The 24610-nt window shown below is 39.6% G+C and carries 25 protein-coding genes and 2 pseudogenes; 14 read left to right on the top strand and 13 right to left on the bottom strand.

Annotated elements, in window-relative coordinates:
• Positions 1-77 precede the first annotated feature (77 nt).
• The 4 genes from tpx to K4Z77_RS06430 all read right to left on the bottom strand — a co-directional run bounded on the left by tpx (position 78) and on the right by K4Z77_RS06430 (position 3519).
• A complete protein-coding gene (gene tpx, locus K4Z77_RS06415) occupies positions 78-569 on the bottom strand; it encodes a thiol peroxidase (protein ID WP_224218809.1) in 492 nt (163 codons plus the stop codon).
• 421 nt (positions 570-990) lie between these two features.
• The gene (psaA, locus tag K4Z77_RS06420) at positions 991-1920 is read right to left on the bottom strand and encodes a metal ABC transporter substrate-binding lipoprotein/adhesin PsaA (protein ID WP_045611179.1); all 930 of its coding nucleotides are present in this window, start codon (positions 1918-1920) and stop codon (positions 991-993) included.
• Positions 1921-1951: 31 nt separating this feature from the next.
• Positions 1952-2800: a metal ABC transporter permease gene (locus K4Z77_RS06425; RefSeq protein WP_049524593.1), complete on the bottom strand. Its 849-nt coding sequence runs from the start codon at positions 2798-2800 to the stop codon at positions 1952-1954.
• Positions 2797-3519, bottom strand: coding sequence for a metal ABC transporter ATP-binding protein (locus tag K4Z77_RS06430; RefSeq protein WP_101782551.1), 723 nt, complete (start codon positions 3517-3519; stop codon positions 2797-2799). The genes K4Z77_RS06425 and K4Z77_RS06430 overlap by 4 nt, the downstream gene beginning before the upstream one ends.
• Positions 3520-3696: 177 nt before the next feature.
• Here K4Z77_RS06430 and pepO point away from each other — a divergent pair, with 177 nt between their 5' ends.
• The gene (gene pepO, locus K4Z77_RS06435; protein ID WP_224218810.1) at positions 3697-5589 is read left to right on the top strand and encodes an endopeptidase PepO; all 1893 of its coding nucleotides are present in this window, start codon (positions 3697-3699) and stop codon (positions 5587-5589) included.
• Positions 5590-5717: 128 nt separating this feature from the next.
• On the opposite strand, the gene K4Z77_RS06440 is transcribed toward pepO, so the two are convergent.
• Positions 5718-6347 (bottom strand): MBL fold metallo-hydrolase, encoded by a 630-nt coding sequence (locus tag K4Z77_RS06440; RefSeq protein ID WP_224218811.1) that lies wholly within the window; start codon positions 6345-6347, stop codon positions 5718-5720.
• A gap of 123 nt (positions 6348-6470) precedes the next feature.
• On the bottom strand, positions 6471-6734 hold the full coding sequence (locus K4Z77_RS06445) for a hypothetical protein (protein ID WP_000750447.1): 264 nt from the start codon (positions 6732-6734) through the stop codon (positions 6471-6473).
• Between the two features lie 344 nt (positions 6735-7078).
• Here K4Z77_RS06445 and K4Z77_RS06450 point away from each other — a divergent pair, with 344 nt between their 5' ends.
• Entirely contained in the window at positions 7079-9301 is a 2223-nt protein-coding gene (locus K4Z77_RS06450; RefSeq protein WP_224218812.1) for a RelA/SpoT family protein, read from the top strand.
• Positions 9302-9330: 29 nt separating this feature from the next.
• Positions 9331-9774: a D-aminoacyl-tRNA deacylase gene (gene dtd / locus K4Z77_RS06455; protein WP_004255596.1), complete on the top strand. Its 444-nt coding sequence runs from the start codon at positions 9331-9333 to the stop codon at positions 9772-9774.
• Between the two features lie 38 nt (positions 9775-9812).
• Here the strand turns inward: dtd and K4Z77_RS06460 are convergent, their stop codons facing one another.
• The 4 genes from K4Z77_RS06460 to K4Z77_RS06475 all read right to left on the bottom strand — a co-directional run bounded on the left by K4Z77_RS06460 (position 9813) and on the right by K4Z77_RS06475 (position 12258).
• Entirely contained in the window at positions 9813-10226 is a 414-nt protein-coding gene (locus K4Z77_RS06460) for a hypothetical protein (protein WP_224218813.1), read from the bottom strand.
• A gap of 18 nt (positions 10227-10244) precedes the next feature.
• Positions 10245-10658 (bottom strand): hypothetical protein, encoded by a 414-nt coding sequence (locus K4Z77_RS06465; protein WP_224218814.1) that lies wholly within the window; start codon positions 10656-10658, stop codon positions 10245-10247.
• 119 nt (positions 10659-10777) lie between these two features.
• Positions 10778-11488: a nicotinamide mononucleotide transporter gene (locus K4Z77_RS06470; protein ID WP_224218815.1), complete on the bottom strand. Its 711-nt coding sequence runs from the start codon at positions 11486-11488 to the stop codon at positions 10778-10780.
• Positions 11489-11607: 119 nt separating this feature from the next.
• A complete protein-coding gene (locus K4Z77_RS06475; RefSeq protein WP_224218816.1) occupies positions 11608-12258 on the bottom strand; it encodes a metal-dependent transcriptional regulator in 651 nt (216 codons plus the stop codon).
• A 111-nt stretch (positions 12259-12369) separates the two neighbouring features.
• Between K4Z77_RS06475 and K4Z77_RS06480 the strand changes: the two genes are divergently transcribed.
• The 3 genes from K4Z77_RS06480 to K4Z77_RS06490 all read left to right on the top strand — a co-directional run bounded on the left by K4Z77_RS06480 (position 12370) and on the right by K4Z77_RS06490 (position 14813).
• Complete coding sequence (locus tag K4Z77_RS06480; protein WP_224218817.1) at positions 12370-13212, top strand: metallophosphoesterase family protein; 843 nt, start codon at positions 12370-12372, stop codon at positions 13210-13212.
• Between the two features lie 75 nt (positions 13213-13287).
• A complete protein-coding gene (locus K4Z77_RS06485; RefSeq protein WP_224218818.1) occupies positions 13288-13725 on the top strand; it encodes an Rrf2 family transcriptional regulator in 438 nt (145 codons plus the stop codon).
• Positions 13726-13793: 68 nt separating this feature from the next.
• Positions 13794-14813, top strand: a complete 1020-nt coding sequence (locus tag K4Z77_RS06490) for a YdcF family protein (protein WP_224218819.1) — start codon at positions 13794-13796, stop codon at positions 14811-14813.
• 88 nt (positions 14814-14901) lie between these two features.
• Here K4Z77_RS06490 and K4Z77_RS06495 read toward each other — a convergent pair whose 3' ends face one another.
• From K4Z77_RS06495 to K4Z77_RS06505, 3 genes are all read right to left on the bottom strand, one after another.
• Positions 14902-15975, bottom strand: a complete 1074-nt coding sequence (locus K4Z77_RS06495) for a DUF2974 domain-containing protein (RefSeq protein WP_224218820.1) — start codon at positions 15973-15975, stop codon at positions 14902-14904.
• Between the two features lie 123 nt (positions 15976-16098).
• Positions 16099-16875 (bottom strand): ferredoxin reductase domain-containing protein, encoded by a 777-nt coding sequence (locus K4Z77_RS06500; protein WP_224218821.1) that lies wholly within the window; start codon positions 16873-16875, stop codon positions 16099-16101.
• Positions 16876-16963: 88 nt separating this feature from the next.
• The gene (locus tag K4Z77_RS06505) at positions 16964-17533 is read right to left on the bottom strand and encodes a TetR/AcrR family transcriptional regulator (RefSeq protein ID WP_101776789.1); all 570 of its coding nucleotides are present in this window, start codon (positions 17531-17533) and stop codon (positions 16964-16966) included.
• 415 nt (positions 17534-17948) lie between these two features.
• On the opposite strand from K4Z77_RS06505, the gene K4Z77_RS06510 reads away from it, so the two are divergent.
• The 8 genes and pseudogenes from K4Z77_RS06510 (at position 17949) to K4Z77_RS06545 (ending at position 24494) form a co-directional block, all read left to right on the top strand.
• Complete coding sequence (locus K4Z77_RS06510) at positions 17949-18626, top strand: response regulator transcription factor (RefSeq protein WP_084375216.1); 678 nt, start codon at positions 17949-17951, stop codon at positions 18624-18626.
• Positions 18619-19593, top strand: a complete 975-nt coding sequence (locus tag K4Z77_RS06515) for a sensor histidine kinase (protein ID WP_224218822.1) — start codon at positions 18619-18621, stop codon at positions 19591-19593. Before K4Z77_RS06510 ends, K4Z77_RS06515 begins: the two co-directional genes overlap by 8 nt.
• A gap of 798 nt (positions 19594-20391) precedes the next feature.
• Positions 20392-21903: an ATP-binding cassette domain-containing protein gene (locus K4Z77_RS06520; RefSeq protein WP_004242726.1), complete on the top strand. Its 1512-nt coding sequence runs from the start codon at positions 20392-20394 to the stop codon at positions 21901-21903.
• Between the two features lie 290 nt (positions 21904-22193).
• Positions 22194-22604: pseudogene (locus K4Z77_RS06525) on the top strand (DUF389 domain-containing protein); the annotation flags it as partial.
• Positions 22603-22836, top strand: a pseudogene (locus K4Z77_RS06530) (TMEM175 family protein); the annotation flags it as partial. The pseudogenes K4Z77_RS06525 and K4Z77_RS06530, both read left to right, overlap by 2 nt.
• On the top strand, positions 22761-23102 hold the full coding sequence (locus K4Z77_RS06535; RefSeq protein WP_000397556.1) for a hypothetical protein: 342 nt from the start codon (positions 22761-22763) through the stop codon (positions 23100-23102). The pseudogene K4Z77_RS06530 and the gene K4Z77_RS06535, both read left to right, overlap by 76 nt.
• 13 nt (positions 23103-23115) lie before the next feature.
• The gene (locus tag K4Z77_RS06540) at positions 23116-23439 is read left to right on the top strand and encodes a potassium channel family protein (protein ID WP_001253404.1); all 324 of its coding nucleotides are present in this window, start codon (positions 23116-23118) and stop codon (positions 23437-23439) included.
• The gene (locus K4Z77_RS06545) at positions 23436-24494 is read left to right on the top strand and encodes a DUF389 domain-containing protein (RefSeq protein ID WP_224218823.1); all 1059 of its coding nucleotides are present in this window, start codon (positions 23436-23438) and stop codon (positions 24492-24494) included. Before K4Z77_RS06540 ends, K4Z77_RS06545 begins: the two co-directional genes overlap by 4 nt.
• Positions 24495-24610 lie beyond the last annotated feature (116 nt).

Here is a 24610-nt window from a genome sequence, read left to right on the forward strand (position 1 = left end):
ATTGAATTTATATTTACTCGTAAGCAAAAATCCTCCGTTTCAAAGAGTAGGGAACTCTTTGGGACAGAGGATTTTTTCTATAGGGCTTTAGCTGCTTCAATTGCGGCTTCGAAGTTTGGTTCAGAGTTGATATTGTCCACGTATTCAACGTAGCGAATAGTGTTGTCGGTATCGAGGACAAAGACTGCGCGTGCTAATAGGTGCCATTCATTGATTAAGAGGGCATAATCACGTCCAAAGGAATGGTCAAAATAGTCTGAGAGCATGATGGCATTTTCAATACCTTCAGCACCGCACCAACGTTTTTGGGCAAAAGGTAGATCCATTGAAACAGTCAAGACAACCGTATTATCCAGTCCAGCCAGTTCTTCATTAAAACGACGCGTTTGAGTTGAGCAGATGCCTGTATCGATAGAAGGCACGACACTCAAGACTTTTTTCTTGCCATCAAAATCAGCCAGAGATTTTTTAGAAAGGTCTGTTGTAGTGAGTGAAAAATCAAGTGCCTTGTCGCCGACTTGTAGTTGTTTACCTGTAAAGCTCACAGGATTTCCGAGAAAAGTTACCATAAGATACTCCAATCTTTTTTCTTCCATTTTAGCTGAAACGGTCAGAATTTTCCAATGATTTGACCGAAAATATGAGCATAGAAAAAAACGCCAGCTCATGTGAGAATGACGTTTTTCAGATTTTTTATCTATTTGATATTTCTCGAAGGTAGTGCGGACGGGAGCAACTTCCTTCGGAATTTCATCCCTAATTTTTGAGCCTTAGGTCTCAAAAATTCCGTCCTAGATAAGATCAAAGTTCTTATCTAGGATACCACTACAGTGAGAAATATCTGGTAAAAACTCACTTCGTTCGTACTGATTTAAGAAATCTTTATTCTTATAAACGCTTTTTTTAGCTAGAGATAGAACTAACAAAGCTAATATTAGAAGTAATGTAAAGAGAGACAAGAACCTAGTAATAGATAAACTAATATCTAGATTATTTTGCCAATCCTTCAGCAATCTTATCAAGATTGTATTTCATCATGTTGTAGTAGCTGTCGCCTTCTTTACCTTGTTCTGCGATAGAGTCAGTAAAGATTTGTGCGTAGATTGGGATGTTTGTGTCTTGTGAAACAGTCTTCATTGGACGGTCATCCACACTTGATTCTACAAAGAGTGAAGGAGTTTTTGTTTGGCGAAGTTTTTCAACCAAGGTCTTGATTTGGTCAGGAGTTCCTTCTTCTTCAGTGTTGATTTCCCAGATGTAGGCACTTGGGACACCGTAGGCTTTAGAGAAGTATTTGAAGCATCCTTCGCTGGTTACAATGAGTTTTTTCTCAGCAGGAATGTTGTTAAATTTCTCTTTAGCTTCCTTGTCAAGTTTGTCTAGCTTATCAGTATATTCTTTGAGATTTTTTTCGTAGAATTCCTTGTTGCTAGGGTCTTTAGCGCTCAATTGTTTTGCGATATTTTTAGCAAAGATCATACCGTTTTCAAGGTTAAGCCAAGCGTGTGGGTCTTCTTTGCCTTTTTCGTTTTGGCCTTCAAGGTAGATAACATCAACGCCTTCGCTGACTGCAAAGTAGTCTTTGTTTTCAGTTTTCTTAGCATTTTCTACCAATTTTGTAAACCAAGCATTGCCACCTGTTTCAAGGTTGATACCGTTATAGAAAATCAAATCAGCTTGAGAAGTTTTCTTAACGTCTTCAGGGAGTGGTTCGTATTCGTGTGGGTCTTGGCCAACAGGAACGATACTGTGAAGATCAATCTTGTCACCAGCAATATTTTTAGTAATATCAGCGATGATTGAGTTTGTAGCAACAACTTTTAGTTTTTGACCAGAAGCTGCATCTTTTTTTCCACTAGTACATGCTACAAGAGCAATGACGGAAAGAAAGAGAACGAGTAATGTACCTAATTTTTTCATTAGATCCTCCAATTTATTGGGGTTTTGCCCCTTATTTTAACAAATGTTTATTTTTCAGTTTCAAATATCGTTGTTTTGGAGCGATAAAGAAGCTAATGAGAAAGAAACTAGCAGCTGTGAGCACGATACTAGAACCTGCCGCAACGTTAAAGCTATAGCCGATAAAGAGCCCCAAAACTGAAGCTATCGCTCCAAAGGTTGAGGAAAGGAAAATCATGCTTTTCAGGCTATTAGCATACAGATAAGCAGTTGCAGCTGGGGTAATCAGCATGGCTACAATCAGGATAGTTCCGACACTTTGCATGGCTGTCACAGACACGAGAGTCAAGAGTACCATGAGAAGGTAGTGATAGAAATTGACAGGCATTCCCATGGCTTTAGCCAAGAGTTCATCAAAGGAAGTTATCAAGAGTTGCTTGAAGAAAATCCAGATTAACAAGAGAATGGCTGCCCCCACACCCATAGTAATAAACATATCCGTATCTTGGACGGCCAGGATATTACCAAAAAGGATATGGAACAGGTCAGTTGAACTTTTAGCGACACTAATCAAGATGATACCGAGGGCTAAGAAAGAAGAAAAGGTAATGCCGATGGCGGTATCGCTTTTGATAATCGAGTTCCCCTTGATGTAGGTAATGATGATGGCAGCTAGCAATCCAAAGACAATGGCTCCGATAAAGAAGTCAAGGCCCAAGATAAAGGAGAGGGCAACACCTGGCAAGACAGCATGTGAAATGGCATCTCCCATGAGTGACATCCCGCGTAGGATGATGAAACATCCCACAGCTCCAGCTACGACCCCGATGACAATGGCTGTTATCAAGGCATTTTGTAAGAAATGGAATTTTTGCAATCCATCGATAAATTCTGCAATCATAGGTCACCTCCATTGAAAAATAGTCGATTACCGTAAGCTTCTTTGAGATTGGCTTCGGTAAAGGTTTCTTTGGTTGGACCAAAGGCAATCACTTCTCGATTGACAAGCAAGACTTGATCGAAGTAGTGGGGAACCTTGCTGAGGTCGTGGTGGACGATGAGAACCGTCTTCCCAGCTTTTTTCAGATCTCTCAGCGTATTCATGATGATTTCCTCACTGACAGAGTCAATCCCAACAAAGGGTTCATCCAAGAGGATATAGTCGGCTTCCTGTACCAAACATCTGGCAATCAAGACCCGCTGGAATTGACCTCCAGACAGTTGACTGATTTGCCGTTCAGCATAGTCAGCTAGACCGACGATTTCAAGGGCTTCTTGCACTTTCTTCCAATGTTTAGCCTTTAAACTTCGAAAGAGAGGGATAGAGGGAAAGAGTCCTAACGAGACACATTCCTTGACCTTGATGGGAAAGTTGTAGTCGATATTGATTTTTTGTTCGACATAGGCGATTCGGTGTAAGGATTTTTTAACTTCCTTGTCATCGAGAAATGCCTGACCTTGATGTGGGATAATTCCCAGCATCCCTTTTACTAGTGTTGATTTCCCAGCGCCGTTTGGGCCAATGATACCGGTAATTGTTGGTCCGTGGAGCACTAGTGAAATATCCTTAAGTGCCAACGTTTCTTTGTAGGAGACACTGAGGTTTTCGATACGTATCATAAACTTGTATTCCTCCTGCCTCTTAATATACATTAAAAAAAAAATTAAGTCAAGTTAATTTTTAAAAAAATTAAAATAATAACTGAAAAATGATGGAAAGAGAAAGTTCATTTTTAATTGCATTCCCAGTTAATTTTTGTTAAGCTAAAAACAAGTACAAATGAAAGCGAGAACAAGATGACACGTTATCAAGATGATTTTTATGATGCAATCAATGGAGAATGGCAGAAAACAGCAGAAATCCCAGCAGATAAGTCTCAAACGGGAGGTTTTGTTGATTTAGACCAGGAAATTGAAGACCTGATGTTGGCGACAACAGACAAGTGGTTGGCAGGTGAAGATGTGCCTGAGGATGCTATCTTGGCGAACTTTGTCAAATACCACCGCCTAGTTCGTGATTTTGACAAGAGAGAAGCTGACGGTATCACACCTGTCTTACCACTTCTTAAAGAATTCCAAGAATTGGAGACTTTTGCGGATTTTACAGCTAAACTAGCAGAGTTTGAGCTTGCAGGAAAACCAAACTTCCTTCCTTTTGGTGTATCGCCAGACTTTATGGATGCCAGAATCAACGTTTTATGGGCTAGCGCTCCAAGCACGATTCTGCCAGATACGACCTACTATGCAGAAGACCATCCTCAGCGCGAAGAGCTCTTGACTCTTTGGAAAGAAAGCAGCGCAAATCTCCTCAAGAAATATGATTTCTCTGATGAAGAAATTGAAGATTTGCTAGAAAAAAGACTTGAATTGGACCGTCGAGTTGCGGCAGTGGTGCTTTCTAATGAAGAAAGTTCAGAATATGCCAAGCTCTACCATCCATATGCTTACGAAGACTTCAAGGAATTCGCACCTGCTCTACCTTTGGATGACTTCTTCCAAGCGGTTCTTGGACAAGTGCCAGACAAGGTTATTGTAGACGAGGAACGCTTCTGGCAAGCAGCAGATCAATTCTATAGTGAAGAGGCATGGCCTCTCCTCAAGGCAACCTTAATTTTAAGTGTTGTGAATCTCTCAACCAGCTATTTAACAGAAGAAATCCGTGTCTTGTCAGGTGCCTATAGCCGTGCGCTTTCAGGAGTTCCAGAAGCCAAAGACAAGGTCAAGGCAGCCTACCAGCTAGCACAAGGTCCTTTCAAACAAGCCTTGGGTCTCTGGTATGCCCATGAAAAATTCTCTCCAGAAGCTAAGGCGGACGTGGAGAAAAAAGTGGCAACCATGATTGATGTCTATAAGGAACGCTTGGCTAAGAATGACTGGCTGACTCCTGAAACTCGTGACAAGGCCATCGTCAAACTCAATGTCATCAAGCCTTATATTGGTTATCCAGAAGAATTGCCAGCATGCTATAAGGACAAAGTAGTGGATGAAAATGCTAGTCTTTTTGAAAATGCTCTAGCCTTTGCGCGTGTGGAAATCAAGCACAGTTGGAGCAAGTGGAACCAGCCTGTAGACTACAAGGAATGGGGCATGCCTGCTCATATGGTCAACGCCTACTACAATCCACAGAAGAACCTGATTGTCTTCCCAGCAGCTATTTTACAAGCGCCTTTCTATGACTTGCACCAGTCATCTTCTGCTAACTACGGTGGTATTGGGGCGGTTATTGCCCATGAAATTTCTCACGCCTTTGATACCAACGGAGCTTCCTTTGATGAAAATGGTAGTCTAAAAGATTGGTGGACAGAGAGCGACTATGCCGCCTTCAAAGAGAAAACACAAAAAGTTATTGACCAGTTTGATGGACAGGATTCTTATGGTGCAACCATCAACGGTAAATTGACTGTGTCAGAAAACGTAGCTGACTTGGGAGGGATCGCTGCAGCGCTTGAAGCAGCTAAGAGAGAACCAGACTTCTCAGCAGAAGAATTCTTCTACAACTTCGGTCGTATCTGGCGCATGAAAGGTCGACCAGAATTTATGAAACTTTTGGCTAGCGTCGATGTGCACGCACCGGCCAAACTCCGTGTCAATGTACAAGTACCAAACTTCGATGATTTCTTTACAACCTATGATGTCAAAGAAGGAGACGGTATGTGGCGTTCACCAGAAGAGCGCGTGATTATTTGGTAAGGCAAAAAATTTAGTCATCAGAAAAAAGGCACCCAATCAGGTGTGAAAACCTTGACTGGATGCCTTTTGTAATAGAAAGATTTGCTGGATAGTTTACTTAAATTGTGCTATTGATTGTCATCATTTTGCTAGAAAAAAGGATTAAAAGTTTTTTCGTGAGCGATGGTTGTAGCTGGACCATGTCCTGGATAGACATCGTAGTTTGGTAGAGTGAAGAGTTGGGTCTGAATACTATGAAGGAGTTGCTCCATGCTACCAGTCGGAAGGTCGGTCCGTCCGATGGTTTCACGGAACAGAGCATCACCTGTCAAGACTAGGTGAGCATTAGGAAAGACGATAGAAACACCGCCGATAGAGTGACCTGGTGTTGGCAAGACAGTGAAACGAAATTCCTCTAGTTGGTATTCTTCGTGAAAGATAAAAGTGTGTTCAGCCGGTTCTGCGACCACATCTACCATATCATCGTGACGAGGAAGCCCAGAGAGATTATCGACGGGAGTATAGAGCCAGCTGGCTTCGCTCTCTGCGATATAGACCGGAGGATTGCCAAAAGTCTCGCGAACCAAGTCCAGACTCATGATATGGTCATAATGGGCGTGGGTAAGGAGAATAGCGCAGATCGGTTTATTGATGTTCTCGATGGTCTGACGAATAGCTTCCCAATGGCTACCAGGATCGACAACGATGAGGTGCTTTTCGCCCTCTAGGAAATAGGTGTTTTCATAGGCAACAGGATTCACGGTTTTATGGATTTTCATATTAGCTCCAATCTCAAAGAATGTAGTAAATTAAGTATAGCACAGTTAGGAAGAATAGGTAAGGATTTAGAATGAACTTAAAAACCAGCATGACTAGATGAAGACAGGCTGGTTATCAATTTATCAATATTGGAGAGGTGTCAATTGCCCTTCATAGGTTGCATAAACTCCGTCATTAGCTTGTTTGATAGATGTGATGTTTAGAGTGCCACCGTAGTTGGCTTCTCGTTTATCGCTATATTCACTATAAGTTATCCTATTGGGCAGGTTTTGGTCGTTAGCATAGTATTGAACGACTGTTTTTTTATAGCTTTGCTGGCTGAATAGAAACAGGCAGCTAACTCCTAACACTAGGAGAGCAAAGATAGAAATAGCAGTTTTTTTCATAGGTGTTCTCCTTATAAACTAGAGGATAAAAGAAAGTATCTTGAGGATTTTTAATTCCAAAATCCAGTCAAGGTACCAGTGTATGTGACACGAGTTCCATCGTTTATCTTTTGTATCTTCAATGGAATTGGGGAAGTCAGACAGTCTTTCGGTTACAATATAGTTTCCGTTCTTCTATCTCTCCTTCTATCACCTAAGTTTAAAATCTAACTTCGTAATATATTATAGAATAATAATTCAGAATTATCAAGCAATTCTGAATTATTTTTTTCTTATTCTGTTCCAATCTAGTTTTCATATTCTTAAAAAAGTGATAAAATGGTAGGAAGAATTGGAGAGTAGAGATGCCAAAAGAAGTGAATTTAACAGGCGAAGAAGTTGTCGCTTTAACAAAAGAATATTTAACGGAAGAGGATGTCCATTTTGTCCATAAGGCCTTGGTCTATGCAGTGGATTGCCATAGTGGTCAATACCGCAAATCAGGCGAGCCTTATATCATTCACCCTATCCAAGTGGCAGGGATTTTAGCCAAACTCAAGCTGGATGCTGTAACGGTAGCTTGTGGTTTCTTGCATGATGTGGTAGAAGATACAGATGCGACCTTGGACGATTTGGAAAGAGAGTTTGGTCCTGATGTGCGGGTAATCGTAGATGGAGTTACTAAGCTTGGTAAAGTTAAGTACAAGTCTCACGAAGAGCAGTTGGCAGAAAATCATCGCAAGATGCTTATGGCCATGTCTGAGGACATCCGTGTTATCTTGGTCAAACTGTCAGACCGCTTGCACAATATGCGGACCCTGAAACACCTTCGAAAAGACAAGCAGGAGCGTATTTCCAAAGAAACCATGGAAATCTATGCCCCGCTTGCCCATCGTTTGGGGATTTCCAGTGTCAAATGGGAATTGGAAGACCTGTCTTTCCGTTATCTCAATCCTACGGAGTTTTATAAGATTACCCATATGATGAAGGAAAAGCGCAGAGAGCGTGAAGCCTTGGTGGATGAGGTAGTTACAAAATTAGAGGAATATACGACGGATCATCACTTGAAAGGGAAGATTTACGGTCGTCCCAAGCATATTTACTCTATTTTCCGCAAAATGCAGGATAAGAGAAAACGGTTTGAGGAAATCTATGACCTGATTGCCATTCGTTGTATTTTAGATACCCAAAGTGATGTTTATGCCATGCTTGGTTATGTTCATGAACTTTGGAAACCCATGCCTGGTCGTTTCAAAGACTATATCGCCAATCGCAAGGCCAATGGTTATCAGTCTATCCATACGACTGTTTATGGGCCCAAAGGGCCGATCGAATTCCAGATTCGGACCAAGGCCATGCACGAGGTGGCTGAGTACGGGGTTGCGGCTCACTGGGCTTATAAGAAAGGCGTTAAGGGGCAGGTTAACAGCAAGGAATCAGCTATTGGGATGAACTGGATCAAGGAGATGATGGAGCTCCAAGACCAAGCTGATGATGCCAAGGAATTTGTCGATTCAGTTAAGGAAAACTATCTGGCTGAGGAGATTTACGTCTTTACTCCAGATGGGGCTGTCCGCTCTCTTCCAAAAGATTCAGGACCGATTGACTTTGCCTATGAAATTCATACTAAAGTTGGTGAAAAAGCGACTGGTGCCAAGGTCAATGGCCGTATGGTTCCACTGACAACTAAGCTCAAGACAGGAGATCAGGTTGAAATTGTTACCAACCCGAACTCCTTTGGGCCGAGCCGTGACTGGCTCAATATGGTCAAGACTAGCAAGGCGCGTAACAAGATTCGTCAGTTCTTTAAAAATCAAGATAAGGAATTGTCTGTTAACAAGGGTCGTGAGATGTTGATGGCTCAGTTCCAAGAAAATGGCTATGTAGCAAATAAATTCATGGACAAGCGTCACATGGACCAAGTTCTGCAAAAGACCAGCTACAAGACAGAAGAATCACTCTTTGCGGCCATTGGTTTTGGAGAAATCGGTGCTATTACTGTCTTTAACCGTCTGACTGAAAAGGAACGTCGTGAAGAAGAACGTGCCAAGGCCAAGGCTGAAGCAGAAGAACTTGTCAAAGGTGGAGAGGTCAAGGTTGAAAACAAAGAAACCCTCAAGGTTAAGCATGAGGGTGGTGTGGTCATTGAAGGAGCCTCGGGTCTCCTAGTGCGGATTGCCAAGTGTTGTAATCCTGTTCCTGGTGACGATATTGTTGGCTACATTACCAAGGGGCGTGGTGTGGCTATTCACCGTGTGGACTGTATGAACCTGCGTGCCCAAGAAAACTACGAGCAACGACTTCTTGATGTGGAGTGGGAAGATCAGTACTCTAGCTCAAATAAGGAGTATATGGCCCATATCGATATTTACGGCCTCAACCGTACAGGACTGTTGAATGATGTACTGCAAGTTCTTTCAAACACAACCAAGAATATTTCAACGGTCAATGCCCAACCAACCAAGGATATGAAGTTTGCCAATATTCATGTTTCCTTCGGTATTGCCAACCTCTCTACATTGACCACGGTCGTGGACAAGATTAAGAGTGTGCCAGAAGTTTACTCTGTCAAACGGACTAACGGCTAATTGACCTAGCTCTTACTAGAAAGGCTATTATGAAAATCATTATCCAACGGGTTACAAAAGCCCAAGTCAGTATTGAAGGTCAGGTTCAGGGAAAAATCAATCAGGGACTCTTATTGCTGGTTGGTGTTGGACCAGAGGACCAAGAGGAAGATTTGGACTATGCCGTGAGAAAGCTTGTCAATATGCGGATTTTTTCAGACGCAGAAGGCAAGATGAACCTGTCTGTCAAAGATATTGAAGGAGAAATCCTCTCTATTTCTCAGTTTACCCTCTTTGCGGATACTAAGAAAGGCAATCGTCCAGCTTTCACAGGTGCAGCCAAACCAGATATGGCATCAGACTTCTATGACGCTTTCAATCAAAAATTAGCGCAAGAAGTACCCGTTCAGACAGGTATCTTTGGAGCGGATATGCAGGTTGAGCTGGTCAATGACGGACCTGTTACCATTATCCTTGATACTAAAAATAGATAAGAAAGACCAAGCCCAGCCGGCTTGGTTTTTCTCATCTATTACAAAATACTCCAAAATGAAATCTGTTCTTGATAGGCTTGGGGAAAGTCTCTTTTCAGGCTTTGGCTTATGCGATAGGAAGGGATGAGATGTCCTAGGATGAGGAGAGTGCCCTGAAGGAAAAGTGGCATACCACTTAAATATATCAAGGAGAGAATGATCAGGCTATCCCATAGGAGGATTTGTAAGGCAAAACGCCAGAATCTTGGTCTAATCTGGAAATAGAGTTGACTAAAGTGGTCACAAAGCTGGTTAGAAAGATAGGTCAATAGCACAGGATGAAAGAAAATGAGCCAACCGCTATAAATTAAAATCCAATCCCAAGTAAGTCTCTCTTTAAATGTCAAAAATGCCAGCATAATTCCATCAATGACAAGGAGCTCAATGGTCTTGGTGTAGATGATTTTTTTCATGCTAAGACCTCCTTTTCCTTAGAGACATTCCCACAAAGAGATATGTTTGTTGTAAAAGTCAGGATAGTTTTCTCTTAGGTGGTCAGCTGTCATATAATAAAAAGTAGAATGACAGGAAGTAAAGACTGGAGTAAGAGAGTAAAAATGTTGAGGGCCAGTGATGGCTAAAAAGACAAATAATAGTAGGTCGGCGGAGAGAATCTCTAAATAGTAAAGGCGAATTTTTTTGTTGATTTGAGGATAAATCTCAGAGAAATGTTTTTTGAGTCGATTGACCAAGCGAAATAGCAGTAGTCCTTGAGCAAGGATGAAAATGAAGCAAAAAATCAGGCCTCTCTCCAAAGAAAGTTCGTATCGGGGTCTGAAAGTTACCAACAGTAGCAAATCGCTGACTACGATGGCTGCAAAATGGATTCTAAAGAGTTTTTTCATGACAATACCTCCCTCTTTTATCTAGCTTCATTCTACTCCAAAAGAATGGGAGTTACAAGTAAAATGGTAAAAAATTTTAGTAAGGAAATTCTGTTAGATTTCTTTATTTGATTTCCTTCTTATTGTTCCACCTCTTCATCGTTCCAGACAAATAAAGCTCCAATTGCATTGAGGATATAAAAGATGTATTTTCCGATATTGGCAAAATTTCCTTGAATACCAGCCTTTGCCAGCTGAACGAAATTGTAAATCAACCAAAAGCCCCACTGAGTTGTTAGTTTCAATGCATTCAAAGCATTGGCAATGAGGGACAGTGCAAAGGCAATAGTTGTCACATAGGCAAGGAGATTCATCTTACCTCCATAGCCGATATAGTTGGTCACAAAGGCAAAGAGGAAGGCGATGATGGAAATGATGATGGCCGCTAATTTTACCTGTTTTTGGCTCATTTGGTTAGGTCTGCCTTCCTGCGAAGCTTCCCATTTCTTAATAGCAAAGGTGTAAATGAGGAAGGTGACAGGATAGGTAATAATGGCCGCCTTATTTCCAAGGATATAATCAATGGTACCAGACAAAATGGTATTGACAATGCCAAAGTAATTTCCCCATTTGCTTAATTTTCCCGTAAAACGAGTGGACAACATGGAAATCCCAACGTTGGTTACGGAAATCAATCCAAAGGGAACAAGAGCAGTCCAGGGTCCCCAGTCTACGAATTTATCGAGACGTGAGTTGAGGTAACCAGATGCAATCGCAATCCCAACGACCAAAGCAACCCCGAAGAGGTCAAACCATTTGGATGTCGCAAAAATTTTTAGTGATTTTTTCATATGTTAAAATATATTTCTTTTTTTTACAAATATTCTACAACTAAATGAAAGTAAAATCAAATGATAGAAATAAAACCCTGAAAATAAAACTTTCAGGGTTGGTTGGGGTACTTGAGAAATTAGTCGATTTTCTCGACGTAGAGTTGTTTGGCAATGTCCATACCTACTTGTAAATCCTCTTCGTTACTGAGGATAGTGAAAGTATTGCTGAAGCCATCAAACTGCTGGACTTGGAGCTGGTCACCGATATGAAGTGAGTGCTTATCCAGATAATGGAGAATGTCAAAACTATCGTGCACCCGAGTTAGGCGATAGGATCCAGCTTCCTTGATGTCAGCTAGTGGCAGGTTATTGATTTCAACTAGGAGTTCTCCCTTGGCAGGAATAGTTCCTCCGTGAGGGCAGGTCTTGGGGAATCCAAGTAATTTTTCTAGTCTCTCCACGAATAGCTCAGAGACAGTATGTTCCAATACCTCAGCTTCCTCGTGAATCTGGTCACTCGTATAGTCTAAATGATGAACTAGAAAAACTTCAATCAAGCGATGCTTACGATAGAGCTCAGAGACCAGTTTGAGGCCGAGGTCAGTCAGTAGATAGCCACATTCCTTGTCCTTGAGAATGAGATTTTCACTTTTCATCCGTTTAATCATTTCAGTTACGGCGGGGGGAGAGACTTGCATACGAGCCGCAATTTCCTTGTTGGTGATTTTATGCAGGTCTGTGCCAATTTCATAAATACATTTTAGATAATCTTCTTTATTCGGGGTCATTCGTTTCCTCTTGTCTAATATCTTTATCTAGTATATCAAAAAAAGCTAGATTTCTCTAGCTGTGACTTTTTATGTTATACTTATTGCAAGAGAAAAAACGAGGAGATGGATATGACGAAAATAGCTCTTCTTTCAGATATTCATGGAAATACCACCGCCTTGGAGGCTGTTTTGGCAGATGCTCGGCAGCGAGGAGTGGATGAATACTGGCTTTTGGGAGATATTCTCATGCCAGGGACAGGGCGTAGAAGGATTTTGGACCTGTTGGCTCAACTACCGATTACAGCTAGAGTTTTGGGAAACTGGGAAGACAGTCTTTGGCATGGTGTCCGCAAGGAATTGGATAGTACTCGTCCCAGTCAACGCTATCTCTTGCGCCAGTGCCAGTATGTTTTAGCGGAAATTTCTCTAGAAGAAATTGAACTGCTCCACAATCAACCACTCCATATTCATCGTCAGTTTGGTGATTTGACGGTAGGAATTAGCCACCATCTTCCTGATAAGAACTGGGGGAGAGAGCTGATTCACACTGGAGCGCAAGAGGACTTTGACCGCTTGGTGACCAATCCGCCTTGTGATATTGCTGTTTATGGTCATATTCACCAGCAGTTGCTTCGTTACGGGACTGGTGGGCAATTGATTGTTAATCCGGGTTCGATTGGGCAACCTTTCTTTCTAGATGCCCAGTTGCGGAAGGACTTGCGGGCCCAGTATATGATTTTGGAGTTTGATGACAAGGGCTTGGTAGATATGGACTTTCGACGGGTGGACTACGATGTGGCAGCTGAATTGCAGCTGGCTAAAGATCTTAAACTTCCCTATTTTGAGGTTTACTATGAAAGTCTGGTCAATGGGATCCACCATACTCACAATCAGGAATTTTTGAGAAAATTAGCCCAGAAAGAGGGCTATGATAGGGAATTAGATGCTTGGTTGAAAAGTGGTAACGATTGACATTACAACTAAAAAGGGTATAATAAAAGAAAAAGAAGAGTAGAGGCAGGGGAGCCTCGTAAAAAGGAGAAGAGGATGCAAATTCCAAGTAGATTTACCATTGCGACTCATATGCTGATAATCATTGCCCTCGAGGGGAAGGAAAGCAAGGTGACCAGTGATTTTCTGGCTGCTAGTGTCGGGGTCAATCCTGTCATTATCAGAAAGACCTTGTCCCAGTTGAAGAAGGCAGAGCTGATTTCAGTCGCGCGCGGAACAGGGGGAACAGAGATTGTCAAGGATCTTAAGGACATTAGTCTTTTAGATGTTTATCAGGCGGTCGAATGTCTTGGTAAGACCGGTCAACTCTTCAGTTTCCATGATAATCCAAATCCAAATTGCCCAGTTGGAGCTCATATTCATGATATTTTGGATCAAAAATTGGATAGAATTCAGCTGGCTATGGAGGCTGAACTTGGTCAGACCAGTCTAGAACAAGTCGTAGCTGACGCAGAGAGTCAAATGAAGGATTAAGAGGGATAAATGCCCTCTTTTTTACGCCGGATAATTATGATAAAATGTAGTTATTAAAGGAGGAAGAAATGTATCTCGTTATAGGAATTGTATTAGCCTTTATAGTGTCATTTTGGAAAGATAACAGAAGTTTGTGGAATCCAGTATTATTTTTATTATCCCTCATTTCAAGTTATATTTCTCTATCCCACCTTTTTTATAAAAATGGGTATGAGAATGTTCAGTTAGCTTTTTATGTAGTTGCCTTTATTTTACTCCCGTTTCTGATTTTTTTGAGTGGTATCTTTTTAATCTATAATGGTATTATCCTGCTGAAGCGAGAAGGACGTTCAAAAGCCAATTATCTCTCAACGCTTTTTGGAATAGTCATTTTAGTATTTTTTCCCTTGATTTCATTTCGATTAGGAGATCGAAATGAATTATTTTATACACATCACTTTCTAAACATTTTATTTGTATTAATCGTTTATTCTTACTTTATTTTTGGTTTTGCTTTCGTGGGTTTTATGTTGTACTCTATTTTATATCTCTTTATTCCTAAGAAGAAGCATTATGATTTTATTATCATTCACGGTGCTGGTTTATTAGGCGGAGAAAAGGTAACACCTTTGCTAAAGAGGAGAATTGATAAGGCAGTAGAAGCTTACCACAAGTCTAAGAATTCTAACATAAAAATTATTGCCAGTGGTGGTCAAGGAGCAGATGAAAAGATTTCTGAAGCGCAGGCCATTATAAACTATCTGCTTACGGAGACAGATGTTCCCCAAGATGCGATTATTCTGGAGGATCAGTCAAGGACTACCTACGAGAACCTTCTCTTTTCTAAGGAACTTGGAGAGAAACTGGTAGCCCAACCTCAATTCCTCTTTGTTACAAATGACTATCATGTCTTTAGAACTAGTACCTATGCTCGTAAGTTAAATATGAAGGGAGATGGACTCGGATGTAGGACAGCCGGCTACTACATACCATCTGCTTTTATTCGGGAGTACGTGGCTCTCTGTGTTAAAATGAAATGGCTCTTCCTCGCCTTTTATGTTCCGATATTAGTTATCATTTTGCTAGCCTATAAAGGGGTTATTTGGTAGTTAGATTTTATTTAAAAAGACTTAGAATGCACATGAAAGTATGTATTCTAGGTCTTTTGTTTTGTATTCATTTGATTTTTGAAAGGTACTATCTATTTTTCCAGGCTTGGTAACGGGTATCAATCAATAACTGGGTAAGGCGACCCATGATTTCCCTTTCTTCTGGAGTGAGGGATTGCGCTTGGACAAAGAGATGATGAATGTGTTCAATAGCCTTGAAGGAAGACAAGTCATTGATGGAGCTAATGCCAGCATCAAGAATGGTGCCAAAGAAGAGATCGAAGTAGAGCTGAAGTTCCTCATCAGGGACTGTGGAAACCCATTCTTTGAAGGTCGTGTCGACTTGTTGGCTCTCGCTATTGGTCTTATCCAGTTGGACAAAGTGTTTGTTCTCAATTTGCCAGCTAAAAGTATCGTGCTGGGCGATACCACCCAAGGCAGTACTGTGCACGATGATTTGGTAGGCAGGAATTTCTAGCATCATACCGATAATAGAACCTTGTGGGATAAAGACCTTGGTTCTATCCATTATTCTTTGATAGCCCTCGCTTTGTGTCAGTTCTTTGTGGAGACCAGGCGCATCAAAGGTATAAACTGCTGTGATCTGATTTTGCAAGCTTTGCTCAATTTGACTAGCAGCATAGATAGCTAGATTTCCTCCTTTGGAATGTCCAGCCAGAATGACCTTTTGCTTAGGATGATGGGCAAAAAAGTTCTTTAAATAGGAGAGGGCATGCATTTGAGCAGGAATTTCCTTCATATAGGTCAGGTGGAAATCTTCCTTCCAGCCAACAATACTGTCATCTGTCCCACGAAAGACAATCAGATAGGTATCGAGAGTGAGACGGTAGGTCATAGCCGCAAATTGCTTTTGCAGTTCAGGGTCGATGTCGTTGATAAAATGGGAGAGTTTGCAATTCTTGAAGCGTTTGTGTCGAGCCAATTCATCCAACAACTGGAGCCGATTTTTATTGGTCAACATGTTCGATTCTCTTGGAACCTGAGGTGCAAGGGCTAAAAGACGCTGAGGAGTTGTGGAGACTAGATTATCAAAGGAGAGGTAGGTGGTTTCTGTTAAGGCTAAAACATCTAATTCATTCAATGGAAGGTTGTAAAAGGAATCGTGCACTACATCTTTCAGATAGTCAAAAATATTGGCCATAAGGGCTCCTTTCTTTTTATTTATCTTATCACAATCACATAGAATTTACTAGTTGGTTTGTACGAGCTCTCTACATACCGACCTATAATGGTATAATTCAGATACATAGAAGACAGTTTGCTTTTATTTCAAACCTCTAAACATACTTGTTTGTATCTGTTTGTCGTCAATCCCATTCTCTTTTAAGAAATTTTTCATCTCATTTATATCATCAGGTTGGCCGGTCAAGAGATAAATAGCTTGGTTGCCGTATTTCTCAACCGCATTTTTTAGAAATGCTTGGCTTTGAGAAAAGGTTTCGCTAGTTTTATAAGTTAGATTCGGATTGTTCTGACTAAGCTCTCTTAACTCATTATCAAAAATGCTTACTCCTTTGTCTAAATGATTAAGAATGATGGAGCGCTTACCAGCCCACTCTTTCACAACTGAACGTAGAGTAGAAATACCGACATCAGAGGCAAAACAAACCAGTGCTTGGTCATTGTCTTCAACAGATAAAGATGACTCCAGCCAACTCATCTCAATTTCACTACCAGCTGGTAAATGTGTTAAGGTTTCTTTAAAGTGGCTACCACTATTATGCGTTAGAATGAGAATTTCATCTTCATCAGGTGTGGAGGCAATGGTTAGCCATCGACTGGTCTGCTCTCCCTTAGCTTCGTTTTTCCTAGCAGCGGACGACGTATCAGGGAGTGTAAATTTAGCAAAAGCCCCAGCTTTCCAGATTTGATGACTCGGCTTTGTGATATGAATTAAATACAAATCTCCGCCGGGATTTTCGATAGATTTTATCGATAATGTCTGACTTCGTCCAAGGTAGGCAATGATTCCCCAAGATATAAAGCCGAGCACTCCAAGTGTAGTTAGAATAATCATGAACATTTTTTTCCCTCGTTTCATTTTTAAGCTCCTATAGTGTAATAATTTTTATGAATGAATAATATTTTTCTTCATTCAAGAATTTTCAAAAAATAAAGAAAAGATTTCTTTATTTCAGTATTCCTTTAATGAAGTTGGTTGCTAGTATTTCTACAGTTTTGCTAATATCTGGAAAATCATTTTCTGTGATATGCATATCCATGTAGTAAAATAGGTTGTAAACTTGTAAAATATCTTGAATTTTTTCTGGAGAATGGCCTTCAGCCTGTAAACGATGAGTAAAGGTTTTCACGAGAAATTGATGAAATGGATTCGTGACTTTCCCTTCTTCTGAGGAATAGTAGCTATGCAACTCATCTGCTATGGCAGGATTGTACCATTCTGCAAGGATTTTATTGGAAGAAACGAGTGCTCTGGATTGAGCAAAGAGTTGACTAATAAGATCAATCATATCAATTTCCCAATCCAGTTCTTCGATCATAGTTTGGCGAACACGATTGTTTTCATCAATATAGATATCTAAAAAAATAGCTTCTTTACTTTCGTAATAGTTATAAAAAGATCCGACTGCCATATGAGCTTGTCTAGCAATTTCTGAAATTCCTGTCGCCTTGTATCCTTTTTTTGAAAAAACTTCATAAGCTGCGGATTTCAAAGCCTGTTTTTTGTCCAATTTGATTCACCTCTTTTATGAATGAATATTAAATCATATTCATTCATATCTTAACAAATCTTTTTCAGATTGTCAATCTGAAAGCTAGAATTTTTTACGGATACCACTCGATAAGGAGCTTTTCAATGTTAGAAGAGTATAGAGTGTCGTTTTAACTACACTCAAGGTTTGGAAGAATAGATATAAATTTTGGTTAAGGAGATGGATAAAAGAACTGTAATGAAGGTTGAAAAAATTAAAGATAAAAAATAAAAGGGTAGGGCTGGCACTATGTATGAAAATAAGGTATGATATCAATGGGGTTATTCGCTATTTGTTTTTGAGCTGTTGTGACAAGGAAATGTCAAAAAAGTATTAGATACCAGCCCCTTTATTTATAATAAAGGATTTAAGACTCCTAGAATTAGCAAAGGAGAAGCGCATGCATAAGATTTTATTAGTAGAAGATGATCAGGTTATTCGTCAACAGGTCGGGAAAATTCTCTCTGAATGGGGATTTGAAGTGGTTCTGGTAGAAGACTTTATGGAAGTGTTGAGTCTGTTTGTTCAGTCGGAGCCTCATCTGGTTCTCATGGATATTGGTTTGCCCTTGTTTAATGGCTATCACTGGTGTCAGGAAATCCGCAAGATTTCCAAGGTGCCCATCATGTTTCTGTCTTCGAGAGACCAGGCTATGGATATCGTCATGGCAATCAATATGGGGGCGGATGACTTTGTGACCAAGCCTTTTGACCAGCAGGTTCTTTTAGCCAAGGTTCAGGGATTGTTGCGCCGTTCCTATGAGTTCGGGCGTGACGAGAGTTTACTGGAATATGCCGGTGTTATCCTCAATACAAAATCCATGGATTTACATTATCAAGGGCAAGTCTTAAATTTGACTAAGAATGAGTTTCAGATTTTACGCGTTTTGTTTGAGCATGCAGGCAACATCGTAGCGCGTGATGACCTGATGCGGGAACTTTGGAACAGTGACTTTTTCATTGATGATAATACCCTCTCAGTTAACGTGGCTCGTTTGCGTAAAAAATTGGAAGAGCAGGGCTTGGTAGGATTTATCGAGACCAAGAAAGGGATAGGGTACGGATTAAAGCATGCTTGATTGGAAACAATTTTTTCTAGCCTATCTGCGCTCCCGTAGTCGTCTTTTTGTCTATCTGATTTCTTTGACGTTTCTGGTTTTGCTCTTTCAGTTTTTATTTGCCAGTCTAGGAATTTACTTTCTCTACTTTTTCCTGCTGTGTTGCTTTGTAACTATTTTATTTTTCGCTTGGGATATATTGGTGGAAATGCAGGTCTATCGCAAGGAAGTTCTCTACGGAGAGAGGGAAGCTCAGTCTCCTTTGGAAATAGCTTTAGCAGAAAAATTAGAGGCGCGTGAGATGGAACTCTATCAGCAGAGGTCAGATTCAGAAAGAAAACTGACGGATTTGCTGGATTACTATACCTTGTGGGTCCATCAGATAAAGACCCCCATTGCAGCCAGTCAACTCTTAGTTGCAGAAGTAGCCGACCGCCAACTGAAGCAGCAATTAGAACAGGAAATTTTCAAAATCGACTCCTATACCAATCTAGTCTTACAGTACCTGCGTTTAGAAAGTTTCCATGATGATTTGGTCTTGAAGCAGGTGCAAATCGAGGACTTGGTCAAGGAAATAATTCGTAAATATGCTCTTTTCTTTATTCAAAAAGGCTTAAATGTCAATCTACATGACCTTGATAAAGAAATCGTGACGGATAAGAAGTGGCTACTAGTGGTCATTGAACAAATTATCTCAAATAGTCTCAAGTACACCAAGGAAGGTGGTCTGGAGATTTATATGGAAGGCCAGGAACTCTGTATCAAGGATACAGGAATCGGGATAAAAAACAGTGATGTCCTCCGAGTCTTTGAACGTGGTTTCTCAGGATATAATGGACGCCTAACCCAGCAGTCATCTGGACTTGGTCTCTACCTATCTAAGAAAATTTCTGAAGAACTGGGGCACCAGATTCGTATTGAGTCTGAGATTGGAAAAGGAACGACAGTAAGAATTAAGTTTTCCGATATGAATCTGATAATTGAGTGAGCAGAGACAATGAATTTTTACCCAATCTCTTTTTGCTATATTTCAGGATATTTGAAAATTGTATTTTAGAAAAATAATAATAGAGTTCTTGATACGGGATATAGTATAAATACTGGTTCAAAGTGAAGTTTTGTATGCTTTATACTTTTGTTGAGTATAAAATCTATAAAGTAAGGGTGAATTACAAAAATTAATTTGAGATGAAGTGAATTGTAGACTTGGGAAATGTCTCCTATTCGATTTCAGAATGAATCGTTGATACAGGATTAAAAGAACTGCAGCTTTCTTTTTATTTTGAATGAGATAGGTGTATATAGATTTGTGTAACTGGTGTAGAACTGTTTCCAAGAATTTATTGAATGTATCGAATACACACATTCTATTGATTTTGAACCAGTTTTTAATTTCTAAATGTTATAATAGTTTTATCAAGTAAAAGGAGACTGCCATGATTGGAGACAATATAAAATTCTTACGAAAATCACATAATCTGATATAACCAGAATTTTCACGGATTGTGGGTGTGTCACGAAATAGCCTAAATCGTTAGAAAAACTGAAAAAGCTTACTTTCAATAGAAGTATTGGAAATATTCATTTTACATCTATCAAAGAAACATGGGATAGACCTATATTTTACAAAATAGCAAATTATATTTTGAATGATAGTAAAAACTGCAGTACTTGTGTGATTTACAATTATTGCACTCAATGTCCGAGTATCGCACTATCTGAAATAGGGAATAGTAGAGATTGTTCTGCGATATGTAAAAAAACGCATTAGCAAGGAGTATCGTATATGCTACCATATCTTAAAACTATTAGATGGTATCTCTTCTTTAATTTTCTTTTTGGTGTAGTATCGAATATCTGCACAGCTTTGTTACCGTATTTCACGCAGGCATTAATCAAAGGGGATTATCAAGTAGCTCTATATGGTTACTCTATGTCAGTGGCAGGCTATTTGAGTTGTAACTATATCCAAATGATACTTGATTGGAAGCAGGGGATTATCTTTTCGACTACTTTGAAAAATGAGTGGTTTCGTTCACTTCTGGGACTCAGTCACCACGATTTCAAGCAGAAAACAGTAGCAGAGTATATTTCCTATCAATCTAATGACCTAGATTCGTTGGAAAAGGATTACCTTCCTCCATTGATGAGTTTTATCAAACAAATTTTACGTATCATCATTTACGCTTTCATTATTAGCAGAACAATTAATCCTATTGTATCACTGATTTTAATCTTTTCCACTGGAATTAGTATTCAAATTCCTAAAATCGTTGGGAAGTTGACCGCTAATCGTAGACAGGTTTACTTGAAAAAACAAGGAGATTACTATCGAACTTTGGAGGATTTGCTCATGGGACATCATTTGGTAAATAAACTAACTATGTCGCATTTTTTGAATCAACAAAAGAGTTCTCTAAAGAATTTGCAGGATAAGTATTTTAAGTATGGTTTGACAAAAATTACAGGCATCTTATTGACAGGTGTTTCTTTTGAATTCATTAGTCTTGTTCTGTTTATTTATTTAGCCTACTCTCTATCTCACCAGCAACTCGGTATTCCTGAGGTGGTGGCGAGTTTCGGATATATTAATGCTTTTTCTGAACCAATACAGGAAATCCTTTATGATTTACAAATGTTAGAGTCCGTAAAGCCTGTAATCAAGAGTTTTCAAAACATTGTTGGGAGACCCGTTTCAGTTCAAGCACCTCAACATTCTTTTGATACGATTACTTTGAAAAACATTTCCAAACAACTGGGAGAATCAAAATTGATAATTACTTCTGCTACGATTCAAAAAGGGGATAAAATTGCGCTTATTGGTAAGAATGGTTCTGGAAAAAGTAGTCTTCTCAACATTTTAAATGGAACAGATGAAGATTTTGAAGGACAAATTGTGCTAGATGGGCTTGTTTTGGACCATCTTTGGGGAAGATTCGGTATGATTCTGCAACAAGAACATACATTTATTTCGAGTTATGAAAATAATGTAACGCTATTCAATAGTTTCAATGAAAAATTCAGAGAAGAAGATTTTGAAAAAATTCCACCACAATCCCTGTCAGGTGGTCAGCAACAACGAATGTATTTAAATCGTGAGAAAAATCGTAAAAATCCATTGCTTATCCTAGACGAACCTTTCTCTGCCTTGGATACTAATCAGTTTAAAATGGAATTGGAAAGAGTTCTGGAACTACCAAGTGCCGTCATTGTTACTTTACATCGCCAAAACGAATTATTAAGTAAGTTTGACCAAGTTTGGGAAATTAAGAATGGAGAACTTGTAATTTTGAAATAGCTAAATTATAAAGAATAAAACGCATAGTATCAAGGTTCAGGAGATACCGTTTTTCCTTCTTCGGATAAGGAAACAAAAATTTTTTGCTTCATCTATCTATTCAATTGATAGATTTCGTCAGAGAAAGACCGTAAAATTTTTGATATAATGTTAAGGATAGACTGACGGATATTTAAAAGATAATGTTCAAAAGAATAACAGGTGAGAAGAAAAATATGTAAGATTGGACAGAAGTCTCTCTACCATCATCCATGCAGAAACAAGATTATATGAAATAAAAGGAGTAACCAATGAACGGAAATTATTCAACACGTGAATACCGTGAAAAATTATACGATGATCTTCATGTTAGATCGAGAGATACAGTGATTTTGATGTGTGCAATTTTTATTGCCTCTATCGGACTAAATATGAATTCCACAGCTGTTATTATAGGAGCTATGTTAATTTCACCTCTCATGGCACCGATTGTTGGACTAGGATTAGGTTTAGCTATTTTTGATACGCGTTTAATCAAGCAATCTCTAGAGGTTTTATTGACTCAAGTGTTGGTCAGTTTGCTTGTCTCGACTCTGTATTTCTGGATTTCTCCCTTGTCTTATGCAAGTAGCGAGTTGATCGCACGAACCTCTCCAACCATTTGGGATGTTCTCATTGCTATTGCTGGTGGGATTGCTGGTGTGATCGGTTCAAGGAAAAGAGTTAGAAAAACCAACAACACCAAGTCTTGAAGCTTTTTGGGATTTACGGCAAAATTTCTTTGCTTGTTTTCTTTCCTTTTTCTGGTTGGGATCGTTATGGATGGCACTAAACACATTATGGGAAAAGGTTGAGAAAATTTCCTCAGAAATTATTTGGTGGAATTTGTTTCTACTCTTGGAGCGGCAGGAGTTCTCTTTGGAGAATTTCATGCCATCCAAGATACCAGTCTGAATGATGTGGTGGACCGGATCTATATAAATGTCAAGGATTTACCGTTTCAGTCCTTGGGAGCTTTAGCTAATATCCTGTCTGATGTTAAGAAGGGACTGATTCAAGACAGTCATATCTGGTCTTTCTTCCAGTCATTTTTCAAACAATATCAGTTGATAATCAGCTTAAATCAGATCTATCAGTTTGTCTATCTTTCTCTGATGGAGATCATGTCCTATCTTCACTTTGATTATTGGAAAAAACGGCTCGGTCAGGAGCTAGTATGAATAAGGAGAACAAATGAGACGTTTAAAAATGTTATGGCATATTATACAGGTTACGGGTTTTACTCGGTTTGCTCTGAGTTTTGTGACCTTTGTTTTTGGGTCAGGAGGCGTGCTTTTCCTAGTTGAACCTGCTATCACAAATTACGGAGACGGTCTTTGGTATGCTTTTGTGACTTCGACGACTGTCGGCTACGGGGATCTCCTAGCTGTGACCTTGATTGGAAGGATTACCAGTGTCTTCTTGACGATTTATGGGCTCATATTTTTTGGCTGTTTATCAGCTGTTATTATTAATTATTATACCGATTTAAATAAGGAAAGAGGAGAGGACAAATGACTGCCAATTATTCAACACGGGAATACCGTGAGAAATTATACGATGACCTTCATGTTCGATTGAGAGATACAGCGATTTTGATGTGTGCAATTTTTATTGCCTCTATCGGTCTAAATATGAATTCAACAGCTGTTATTATTGGAGCCATGTTAATTTCACCTCTCATGACACCGATTGTTGGACTGGGATTCGGTTTAGCTATTTTTGATACGCGTTTAATCAAGCAATCTCTAGAGGTTTTATTGACTCAAGTGTTGGTCAGTTTGCTTGTCTCGACTCTGTATTTCTGGATTTCTCCCTTGTCTTATGCAAGTAGCGAGTTGATCGCACGAACCTCTCCAACCATTTGGGATGTTCTCATTGCTATTGCTGGTGGGATTGCTGGTGTGATCGGTTCAAGGAAAAAAGAAGCAAACAATATCGTGCCAGGAGTAGCCATTGCTACAGCTTTGATGCCGCCTATCTGTACTGCTGGCTATGGTTTAGCTAATGGGAATGTACGATTTTTATTGGGGGCTCTCTATCTTTTCTTGATCAACTGTGTCTTTATCATGCTAGCCAACATTGTTGGAACAAGAATTTTGATGAGAAAATCTCCTTTAACTTCATTTAAAGAGCTGAGCATTAAAATGAGAATTGGCTTGATTTCTTTGATTGTATTGTTGATTCTTCCAGCTAGCTATTCGGCAGTTACTCTGACAATAGAACAAGCGCGCAAAGAAGGGATCAAACAGTTTGTAGGAAAAGAGTTCGCCAATTATACGGTTATCAATCAAGTCTACAAGTCAAGGGACAATGAATTGATCTTGACGGTTGTTGGAGATCCGATTTCAGAAGAAGAATTAGAAACGCTCCATCAAAAACAAGCCTCTTACGGTATTCAATCTGTTCAATTGAAAGTCAATCAAGTTCATAATTCGACAAAATTAGACAGTGATACGACCAAGGAATTTTATGAAAACATTAACAAGTATATCGATCAAAAACTCTCTGAAAAAGATCCACAAAAAGATCTCGTAAAAGAAGTAAAAGAAAATGAAGCAGACAAGGAATGAGGATATTGACCTTGTCTAACTCATGAAAGCAAATCTTGTGTGGTGGTTTGACCAATTACTACTAGCTCAGATTAAATAAAATATAAAAAGCAACAGCTGTTTCAGTTGTTGCTTTT

This window comes from Streptococcus mitis subsp. hohhotensis, from assembly GCF_020089495.2.
GTDB lineage: Bacteria > Bacillota > Bacilli > Lactobacillales > Streptococcaceae > Streptococcus > Streptococcus hohhotensis.